At 62.6% G+C, this 10059-nt stretch carries 7 protein-coding genes and 1 pseudogene; 4 read left to right on the forward strand and 4 right to left on the reverse strand.

Going from position 1 to position 10059, the window contains the following annotated elements; genetic code table 11:
• Together EN984_RS10360 and EN984_RS10365 are read right to left on the reverse strand one after the other, a co-directional pair.
• Positions 1 to 1855: ParB/RepB/Spo0J family partition protein (locus tag EN984_RS10360; RefSeq protein WP_164765429.1), on the reverse strand; the 1855-nt coding region annotated here is incomplete at its 3' end.
• A 137-nt stretch (positions 1856 to 1992) separates the two neighbouring features.
• Entirely contained in the window at positions 1993 to 2958 is a 966-nt protein-coding gene (locus tag EN984_RS10365; RefSeq protein WP_127266535.1) for a zincin-like metallopeptidase domain-containing protein, read from the reverse strand.
• Positions 2959 to 3086: 128 nt separating this feature from the next.
• Between EN984_RS10365 and EN984_RS10370 the strand changes: the two genes are divergently transcribed.
• The 4 genes and pseudogenes from EN984_RS10370 to EN984_RS10385 all read left to right on the forward strand — a co-directional run bounded on the left by EN984_RS10370 (position 3087) and on the right by EN984_RS10385 (position 5753).
• Entirely contained in the window at positions 3087 to 3353 is a 267-nt protein-coding gene (locus EN984_RS10370; protein WP_127266534.1) for a hypothetical protein, read from the forward strand.
• 82 nt (positions 3354 to 3435) lie between these two features.
• Positions 3436 to 4029: an SOS response-associated peptidase family protein gene (locus tag EN984_RS10375; protein WP_127266533.1), complete on the forward strand. Its 594-nt coding sequence runs from the start codon at positions 3436 to 3438 to the stop codon at positions 4027 to 4029.
• A 5-nt stretch (positions 4030 to 4034) separates the two neighbouring features.
• A complete protein-coding gene (locus tag EN984_RS10380) occupies positions 4035 to 4745 on the forward strand; it encodes a hypothetical protein (protein ID WP_236383365.1) in 711 nt (236 codons plus the stop codon).
• Between the two features lie 154 nt (positions 4746 to 4899).
• A pseudogene (locus tag EN984_RS10385) lies at positions 4900 to 5753 on the forward strand (alpha/beta hydrolase).
• An 85-nt stretch (positions 5754 to 5838) separates the two neighbouring features.
• Here EN984_RS10385 and EN984_RS10390 read toward each other — a convergent pair.
• Entirely contained in the window at positions 5839 to 9105 is a 3267-nt protein-coding gene (locus EN984_RS10390; RefSeq protein ID WP_127266532.1) for an error-prone DNA polymerase, read from the reverse strand.
• Positions 9102 to 10059 (reverse strand): DUF6504 family protein (locus tag EN984_RS10395; protein ID WP_127383731.1); only part of this gene is annotated, 958 nt, incomplete at its 5' end. The genes EN984_RS10395 and EN984_RS10390, both read right to left, overlap by 4 nt.

Here is a 10059-nt window from a genome sequence, read left to right on the forward strand (position 1 = left end):
CGATAATACGTGCCTTGGTGACGCGCCCGAGATAGTTGCCGACCGTCGGCCGCCAACCGGCATCGACCATGTCGAGGCCGACTACCCGGGCCAGGTGATCGGCCTCAGTGAGACGCTCCTGCACGCCATGTGCCGAGATAGCGCCGTTCCCATAGCGATCGGCCTTTTCATAAAGGGCGTTCACGCCGAAGGATGCACAATGGGCAAAAAGCGCGGCTCGCTCGTCGTCAGTAAGCGCCGCAAGCGCATCCCAGAGGTCGTCGACCCCCCCAGGCAAACGGGTTTCCCAGGCCGCGTGGCGGACTTCGACCGCGTGCGCGTAAGGCGTGTCGCGAAGCTCGGCAGATTGGGCCGAGAAAACCGTGCCGCGGACAGAGACTTCCATCGCGACACCCTGTGATCTGTAGCGGGAAAACACGTCGCGCACGAACTTGTGGAGCACGGCAAGGTAGGCGATCGCCGGATCGTTCGCGAGCTTGTCGCGTAGCGCCAGCGTGCGCTCGGCGGTCAGTTCCATGATCAGGCGATCCGGCAAGGGCTTGATGCCATCCTCCTCATCATCCTGCGGCTGAGCTGGCTGGCCGCCGATGGTAATTACCGCCCGCTGGACCGACGTCGCCCCATCGTCGGTTCCCCCGGCCCCGAAGTCACTCTCGCCATCGGGCGCAACGGAAGCTTCGTCCTCCGGCTTCACATAGCCACGCTCGACGAGAAGCGATCCATCGGCGTCAACGCTGAGAAAGACACCCGCTTTTGCAATGTCGACCGGATCGAAGTGGACGGGGCGCGCCTCCAGCGCACAAATGGCGGCTTCAAGCTCGCCAAACCGCTGGTCGATCTCATCGGGCAACTCGTCCGCCTCTTCGTATTCCGCCTGCAGCTTGTCGAACTCGTCACGCAGCGCCCCGAGCGTTGCCTGCTCCTCGTCGGTCAAGTCAACGGGCGTGCCGTGGAGTTCACGCAAGCCGTTCGCGGCGCCGTAGGGAAAGCTCACCGCGACCTCGATCCACTTCCAGCCCTCATTGGCAATTTCATCAGCCGTGAGCTGGAGCTTTTCGGCGACAAGACGGTCGAGCAGCAGCGCGTCTTGGAGCCATCCGCCGTCATCCGACTGGAAGAGGTCACGCAGCACCTGGCCGCCAGCTGCCTCATAGGCATCGAGCCCAACGAACACGGAACGCTTGTCGGAAGCGCGGACAGTGTTCTCCGTCAACATGCGGCGAATCTGGTATGGCTCTTTCGACCAGCTGTTGTTGATCGCCTCCCACACTTGCTCCTGTTTTGCGTGGTCGTCACTGACCGAGAACGCTTCGAGTTGAGCGATCGTCATTCCGGCGTCGGCATAGACATCGAGCAGCGCCGGCGACACGGCGGTGAGCTTCAGGCGCTGCTTGACGATGGTGACGGAGATGAAGAAAGCGGCGGCAATCTCCTCCTCCGACATGCCCTTGTCGCGCATGTCCTTGAACGCGCGATAGGCATCCAATGGATGAAGTGGGACGCGATCGATGTTCTCGGCCAGCGAAACTTCCTCCGCCAGGACAGCGTTGTTGCCCATGACACAAGGAACGGGTGCGGTCCTGGCAAGCCGCTTCTGGCTCACGAGCATTTCGAGAGCGCGGTAGCGGCGACCGCCGGCCGGCACCTCGAATATGCCTGTCTCGTCGCCGCCGGCATCGAGCAGGGGACGAACATGGAGGCTCTGGATCAGGCCCCGGCGGGCGATCGAAGCCGCCAGATCCTCGATCGAGACGCCGGCCTTGATGCGCCGGACGTTGCTCTGGGCGAGCACCAACTTGTTGAAAGGGATGTCGCGCGAGGACGACAAGGTGATCTTTTGAACGGCAGTAGCCATGGTGTTTTCTCCGCGACGGTGGCCGAGAGCCTCTCTCTCGACCCAAACCCGTCATGAAATACCGGCACCCCTCTCACTCTCCTGGCCACCGAACCGGGAAGCCGGCGAAGCGCGGTCCGACTCCGGTTCTGCGTGGCTCACCACGCCGCTTCCCGTTTGTCGTTCGCCGCTGCCGCGGTGGCTTGCTGATCCACGCCAGGCTGGAAGCCGAGGATGAATTCGGCGGCCTTCGAGGCGGCGCTGGCGGCACGGACAATGGCGCGATTGTCCTCGCGCAGGACCGCCAGCCACGAGCCGATGTAGTCGGCATGGCGCACCGTCGGCACGATGGCGAGAGAAGCGCAGACAAAGGCCCCGGCCATCTCAGCCACCAGTTCCTCCCGCGCGTAGGATTTCGAGCCGAAGGAACCGGCCATATCACGCCCGAGGCGGGAGGAATGACCCGACCAATGCCCCAGTTCATGGAACGCGGTACGGTGCCAGTTGATGGGTTCGAAATAGGCGGCTGGCGGCGGGACCTGCACGAAGTCGCTCGCAGGGCTGTAGAAGGCGCGGCTGCCTCCGATCCGAAAATCCGCGCCGGTGGCCCGGATCAGCGCCTCTGCTTGCGGTTCGATCATGCCCGGCGGAGGCGGTGGTGCGACGGCGGCGACGTCCTCCGGAAGGTTCTCGCATTGATCGGCGTTGAAGACTGTGAAGCGTTTGAGGAATGGGACCGGCTGTGCTTCGTGCCCGCTCTCGCGGGCTCGGTTACGCTCATCGTCGGGCACGAAGCGGTCGGCGTAGAAGATGGTCGTCCCATGTTCTCCGTTCCTGACGTTGCCGCCGAGCCCAAGCGCCTGGCGGAATGTCAGCCAGCTCTGGCCGGTAAAACCGTGCTCGATGACCGCGCCCCACAGGATCAGAATGTTGATGCCGGAGTAGCGACGGTGGGTCGACGCGTTTTCCGGCATGGCGAGCGGCGCCTTTGCCGCCGCCGTGCCCCAGGGCTGCACCCATGGAATGCGTCCGGCTTCCAACTCGGCGATGATCTTGTCGGTGATTGCCGTATAGAGGCCTGGCCGGTCGTTGCCGGAACGGGCGCTAGCGGTGTTTCTGGGCATCGCGGTTCTCCGCGACGGGCGCCAGGAGCCTCTCTCCCGACCTTCAACCCGTCACGGCAAACCCGGTCTGCACTCTCACTCTCATCGACCCGTCTCGGTACCCAACGGCGGCAGGAAGTAGCATCGGCGTGGCCGATCTCACGTCAGGCATGGAAGCCCGTATGGGTGAAGGCCGTCGCAAATTGGTGCCCCACATTATAGCGCGTGTGCTTGGCTTTGGCGTCGACCGGCCCAGCATGCCGCTTGTTGGCAAGTGGTTCTTTGTCAAGGACGGCCAGGCGCTGGGCGCGGCTTTCCGAAGATGGTCTGATGAGCCTGACCTTGAGCGAGCCACGGCGATGTCATCACCGACAAACCGCGCGATGCTCAAGCAGATCGCGAGATTTCGGGCATAGCGGAAAATCTCGCGATGGTGGCGCCGCAGCCAAGCCGCGTTATTTGTTATAAGTCATCAACTGACTGAAAGCGTGGGCAGCCATGTGCAACGACTATGAGCAGCATATCGCCTGGGCCGAATATTGCAGGATGATGCAATTGCTGGCGCTCGACATTCCCACCCATCAAACCGAACTGGATTTGCCGCAGGCGGATGACATCCGCATCAGTGATCCCGCCCCGATCATGCGCGCCGCCGGCGACACGATCGAACTCACGCGCATGACCTTTGCCTTTCCGCCCTCCGGGCCCAAAGGCGGGCCGATCTTCAACTTCCGCTCGGAAGGACGGAACTTCTCCAACAGCAAGCGCTGCCTTATTCCGGCGTCGGCTTTCTTCGAATTCACCGGAAAGAAGTCTCCAAAGGCTAAGCATCGCTTCACGCTCAACGGCGCCTCGTTCATGGCGATCGCCGGCCTGTGGCGCGATGGCGAAGGCAACAAGCCCCCGACGTTCGCTATGCTGACGACGGAACCCGGCCCGGACGTGGCGCCCATCCACAATCGCCAGATTGTGGTTCTGCGCCCGGACGATTGGGCGGCATGGATCTACCTCACGAAACCCGAGGTGGAGCTGTTGAAGGCCCTGCCGGCCGGGTCGCTGGCGGTAGAAACCGTGCGACAAGGAAGCGACTAGCTCAGATGCCGGTGCGTTTTGCGCAAACACGGAAGATTCTTAGCGGCATCGCTGCGGCAATTGCGGCCCCTCGAGATCGCGGCTCGGGCCAAAGCGTCAGCACCTCGTTGTCATTGATTGCCGAGTGGCCACTTCCGCCATCAGCCACGCTTGGCTCGTCGGTGCGCACGAAAGGTATCGAGCGTGAAATACGTGCCCGCCTGCCATGGGCGGTGAGGAAGTACATCAAAGCCGAGACGGGTCGCATCACATTGCGGATGCGCGAAGACGATGCCGAAGAGTTCGAGGCCGCCTCGAACAAGATCGCCAAGACCCTGGAAACCATCGAAGTACTCCCGGTCCTGCCGCGCGAGGCGGAGGACATCCTCGCAATTTCTTCGCGTGAGCGTCACAAGTGGCTGAAAGACGGACGGCTGCAAAGCATTGGCACCCGCACCGTGAAGATGCGCGGTCGATCCAAGGCCGTCACCTTCCACGTGTTCGATCCCAAGCACATCGAGGACATCCTTGATCGTGATCTGCCAAGCCTTTGGCGCGAAGAAGACGCGCAGCAAGTTACAGAGAACAGGCGACGTGGCGCCGGCAAGGCTGCCCTGACGCGGGCGGGAAAGGGTAGCGAGAAGGTTCGCGGCGCCGGGAATAACCCCAGAGATGACGCTCCCCGGCCCAAGTTGAAGGGCTGGGACGCGTTCGACGACGAGGGCCTGCTCCGTTAGATCCGCCTTGTAGCCACTCGCGCGTCCAGAATGGACCCTGAGCGAAAGCTAACCGGGAGCCGAAACGATCTGCAGTCGCGATTGGCCGGTCCCGAACCATTCCATGCTGAAGGAGTTCTTCAAGCCGACAACAGCCCGTTTTTGAGGATGGCCAATGTTCGACAACTTCGTGCTTGAAATGATGGAAACCGAGGGCGGGCCGACAAGGCTTCGGCATGGCGGATCTGGGCCGCCTCTGCTTCTGATCCATGGCCATCCTCTCGCGCATATGACGTGGGGCCAGGTCGCGGACTTGCTGTCAGCAGATTTCAGGATCGTGTGCCCCGACCTTCCGGGCTTCGGTCGCTCCTACGTACCGGCCGATGACCCCGAGAGCAGGTTCTCGTCCAAGCGGGCAAAGGCTTCGGCGCTGGTGGAGGTGATGGAAAGGTTGGGCCACCACGCTTTCTTCGTCGCCGGGCATGATCGTGGAAGTCTGGTCGCTTTCAGAATGGCGATGGACCATCCCGACCTGGTGCGAAAGCTGATTGCCGTGGATGGGTTGCCAGTTATCGAGCATCTGGAACGGGCCGACTGGAACTTTGCCCGCGATTGGTACCACTGGTTCTTCTTTGCTCAACCCGAGAAGCCGGAACGGGCCATCCTGGCAGACCCGATGGCATGGTATAGTGACTTGCGGCCAGATGAGATGGGACACGATGCCTATGACGAATTGGTTTCATTCATCCACGATCCAGCCATCGTCCATGGCATGGTCGAAGACTACCGCGCTGGCATAAGGATCGACCATCGCCACGACCGCGAAGATCGAGATGCCGGCAGGAGGTGCGCTGTCCGATGCTCTGTCTTTGGTCACTCGACGACGATTTGGAGCAGATTTATGGCGATCCGGTTGCCATCTGGAAGCACTGGGCCGACGACGTGGGGGGCTACGGAATCAGGAGCGGGCACCATGTCGCCGAAAAAAACCCCGCCGCTCTCGCAGCAGCGTTCAAGGCCTTTCTCTGAAAAATGACAGAAGCACCGATTGAGCGATCGCCCATGCGTGTCGACGAACCCAGCCATTGTTCGGCAGACCCGTTCTTGCACCGCCCTATTTGAAATCCCGTGTCTTCACCTTGATCTGGTCGATGTGCAGATAGGGATCGATAATATTCCGCGGCCTCGGCCCCTTCGGCATGCCGCGCGGATCGGGCGTCGGGCTGCCATGATGGAATTCGTCGCCGCGGCCATGCGGCAGGGGAAAGGCAGACTCACGATCGCCAACGCTGGCCAGATCGGCGGAAAGATCGCTCAAACGATGAGCGACAAGATGGACCACCTCGCCTTCCCTTTGGATGCGACCATAAACGCCAATCATGCCGGCGCCGAGCACGACCCTGCGATATTTTTCGAAGACCTTGACCCACACGACCAGATTGGCAATGCCCGTCTCATCCTCGATTGTGATGAACATGACGCCCTTGGCCGAGCCAGGTCGTTGGCGGACCAGCACGAGGCCAGCCGCCTCCAGCCAGTGCCCGTCGCGCGCCTGCATGGCCTCGCGACACGAGACGATGCGCTTGCGCCCCAGGTCGGCGCGCAGGAAGGAAACAGGATGGTCGCGCAGGGTCAGTCCAACATGTCCATAGTCCTCGACCACTTCGCCGCCGGCGGTCATCGCACGCAGCGCGACAAGGGGCTCCTGGATCTCCGATACCGTCCGCTGCTCGCGGCCGGAGGCCGCCGCAAACAGTGGCAGCGGTTCGTCGCGCAGTGCCTTGATCGCCCACAGGGCCTCACGCCTCGCCAGCAATAGGGATGGTTGGAAAGCGTCAGCCTGGGCGAGTTCAACCAGAGAGGCAGCAGGAACACCGGCGCGGTGCCAGAGGTCATCCACCGACGCAAAGGGCTGGTCTGCGCGTGCGATGACAATGGTCGCAGCATCGGCGTTGGCAAGACCCCGGACCATGCGCAGACCAAGCCGGACAGCGAACCGACCGTCATCGGCGGTGGGCTCGAGCGTGCAATCCCAACGCGAGGCGTTGATGCAGACAGGGCGCGCTTCGACGCCATGGTCACGTGCATCGCGAACGATCTGCGCCGGCGCGTAGAAGCCCATCGGCTGAGCGTTGAGAAGAGCGGCGCAGAAGACATCGGGGTGATGGCATTTCATCCAGGACGAGGCGTAGGCGATCAGGGCGAAGCTGGCGGCATGGCTTTCGGGAAAGCCATAGCTGCCGAAGCCTTCGAGCTGCTTGAAGGTCTTTTCGGCGAACTCGCGCTCGTAGCCGTTCTTCACCATGCCGCCGATCAGCTTGGCGCCGAAGCTGGAAACGCCACCGGTGTGTTTGAAGGTCGCCATGGCGCGGCGCAACTGGTCCGCTTCGCCTGGCGTGAAGCCGGCGCATTCAATCGCCACCCGCATCGCCTGCTCCTGGAACAGCGGCACGCCCAGTGTTTTTCCGAGCACCTTTTCCAGCTCTGGCTTGCGATAGACGACGTCTTCCTTGCCTTCACGGCGGCGCAGATAGGGGTGCACCATGTCGCCCTGGATGGGACCCGGCCGGACAATCGCCACTTCGATGACGAGATCGTAGAAAGTACGCGGCTTGATGCGCGGCAGCATCGACATCTGGGCGCGGGATTCGATCTGGAAGGTGCCGAGCGTATCGGCCTTGCGGATCATCGCATAGGTGCGTGGATCCTCGGCAGGGATCGTCGCGAGATCAAGAGTGATGCCCTTGTGCTCGGCCAGCAGATCGAAACCGCGCTTCATGCAGGACAGCATGCCGAGCGCCAGCACGTCCACCTTCATGAACTTCAACGCGTCGATGTCGTCCTTGTCCCATTCGATAACCTGACGATCCTTCATCGCGGCTGGCTCGATCGGCACCAGATCGTCGAGCCTGTCGCGGGTCAGGACGAAGCCGCCCGGATGTTGCGACAAATGCCGCGGCGCGCCGATCAGCTGCCTGGCCAAGTCCAGCGCCAGACGCAGGCGACGGTCGCCGAGGTTGAGGTTCAGCTCCTCGGCATGTTTCGGCTGGACGCCTTCGTCCGACCAGCCCCACACTTGCGAGGACAGCATCTTGATGAGGTCTTCGGGCAGTCCAAGCGCCTTGCCGACATCGCGCAAGGCGCCCTTCGAGCGATAGCGGATGACCGTCGAGCAGAGCGCGGCGTGTTCGCGGCCATAGGTTTCGAACACCCATTGCATGACGATTTCCCGACGCTCATGCTCGAAATCGACATCGATGTCAGGCGGCTCACGCCGCTCCTCCGAGACGAAGCGTTCGAACAGCAGGTCATTGCGGTCGGGATCGATCGAGGTGATGCCGAGCACATAGCAGACGGCGCTGTTGGCTGCTGATCCCCTGCCCTGGCAGAGAATGCCCTGGCTGCGGGCAAAGCGAACGATCGAGTTGACCGTCAGAAAATACGGCGCGTATTGCAGCTTCTCGATGAGCTGCAACTCGTGCCTGAGCGTGCCAACGACCTTGTCCGGCACGCCCTCGGGAAAGCGCTCCGTCGCGCCCTCCCAGGTGAGTTTCTCCAAGGCTTGCTGCGGTGTCAGACCCGGCAGCATCCGCTCCTCGGGATATTGATAGGCAAGCTCGTCCAATGAGAACCGGCAGCGCTCGGCGATCTCGATCGTCCGCGTGAGCGCTTCGGGGGAGCGGCTGAACAGCCGTGCCATTTCATCGGGCCGCTTCAGATATCGGTCGGCGTGCCGCTCGCGCCGAAACCCGGCATCATCGATCATCACATTGTGCCGGATGCAGGTGACGACGTCCTGCAGGATGCGCCGTGACGGTTCGTGGAACAGGACATCATTGGTGACAACCGTTGGCACGTGCGCCTGTCCGGCAAGATTGGCCAGATCGTGCAGCCGCAGCGCCTCGTTGGGACGGCGCCGCAACGTCAGCGCCATATAGGCGCGATCGCCAAATGCCTCGCGCAACCGCCTGAGCCAGAGCGCGCATTCGTCGTCGGCCTGGTCGGGCACGAGCACTGCAAGGAGCCCCTCGCCATAGGCGACAACGTCAGCCCAATGCAGCACGCATTTCGCCTTGCCGCCACGCTTCTTGCCCAGCGACAGCAAGCGGCACAGCCGCGAGTAGGCCGCGCGACCGGTCGGGTAGACCAGGATGGAAATCTCTTCCACCAGATCCAGCCGGCAGCCGACGATCAGCCTGACGCCGGTTGCCTTTGCAGCCTCGTGCGCGCGGACAATGCCGGCCAGACTGTTGCGATCACAGATGGCAAGGGCGGGCATTCCCATGCTGGCTGCTTGCGCGAACAGTTCCTCACAGGAACTCGCGCCCCGCAGAAAGGAAAAATGCGAGGTGCATTGCAGCTCGACATAGCACGCGTTCATCCGAAGATGCCGTGCAGGAACCAGCGATGCGAGCCGGTCGCGGTATCCTCGCCGTCGCCTGCGCGATAAATCCAGAACCGCTCGCCGGCTTCGTCCTCGACCTGGAAATAGTCGCGCACGGCAGTTAGCTCGGCGTCGCGCTTCCACCATTCGCCGAAAACCCGCTCGGGACCATCGGCGCGCTTGATCCGTCGACGGATGCCTTTCCAGGTGAAGCTCGCCGGAGGATGGTCCGGTAGCAGCGCAATGGCCTCGATCGGCTCCGGCACGGCAAACAAGCGAGCCGGACGCGGCCAATGGTCTGGCCATGCGTCGCCGGTCTCAGCGGATGCAGCGGCTACACGCCGGAAAGAACGCTCGGGCACATCGCTGGCAACCGGGGTAAACCGATAGAGCTTTTCCTCACCGACACGGTTGCCGAGTGTGTCGATCAAATCCGAGATGTCTGCATCCCGTTGCTCGATCAGCGACGAAACGGTCTGCCTGGGGGCGAGTGATTCCGCCAAGGGCGCGGACAGGCGCATCAACTCGATGCCGAAACCCGGATCGACCATCTCGATCTTGTCGCAGAGCAACCGTGTCAGCCGCTTCACATCGCGGACAGGCAAGGCCATGCCGACGCGAACGGCTTCGATGCGGTTGTCGACGCGGTAGAGCAGCAGGTCGAGCCGCCGGGCCCCGAGGCCCTTGGTCTCGAGATCGACACACAGCGCTTGAACAAGCTTGCCGACATAGCGCGCGATTGTCTCGGCCGCACCGATGGGCTCGCCAAAGGCACGTTGGACTTCGACCACATCCGCTGATCGCACCGGCTCAATCGGCTCGGCGAGGCGTCCAGCAGCCTGGTCAAGCCGGCGGCCGAGTTCCGGCCCGAAGCGCAACGTCAGTGGCGCGCGCGGCTGCTGCAGAAGCTCGCCTACCCTGTCGAAGCCGAGAACCCGCAAACCCCTGACG

Origin of the sequence: Mesorhizobium sp. M7A.F.Ca.CA.004.12.1.1, from assembly GCF_003997835.1 — a bacterium.
Taxonomy (GTDB): Bacteria; Pseudomonadota; Alphaproteobacteria; order Rhizobiales; family Rhizobiaceae; genus Mesorhizobium.

What these genes read in the sequence shown, in the direction of transcription:
- EN984_RS10365 (WP_127266535.1), bottom strand. Translation starts at nt 2,958, where the DNA reads ATGCCCAGAAACACCGCTAGCGCCCGTTCCGGCAACGACCGGCCAGGC.
- EN984_RS10375 (WP_127266533.1), top strand. Translation starts at nt 3,436, where the DNA reads ATGTGCAACGACTATGAGCAGCATATCGCCTGGGCCGAATATTGCAGG.
- EN984_RS10380 (WP_236383365.1), top strand. Translation starts at nt 4,035, where the DNA reads ATGCCGGTGCGTTTTGCGCAAACACGGAAGATTCTTAGCGGCATCGCT.
- EN984_RS10390 (WP_127266532.1), bottom strand. Translation starts at nt 9,105, where the DNA reads ATGAACGCGTGCTATGTCGAGCTGCAATGCACCTCGCATTTTTCCTTT.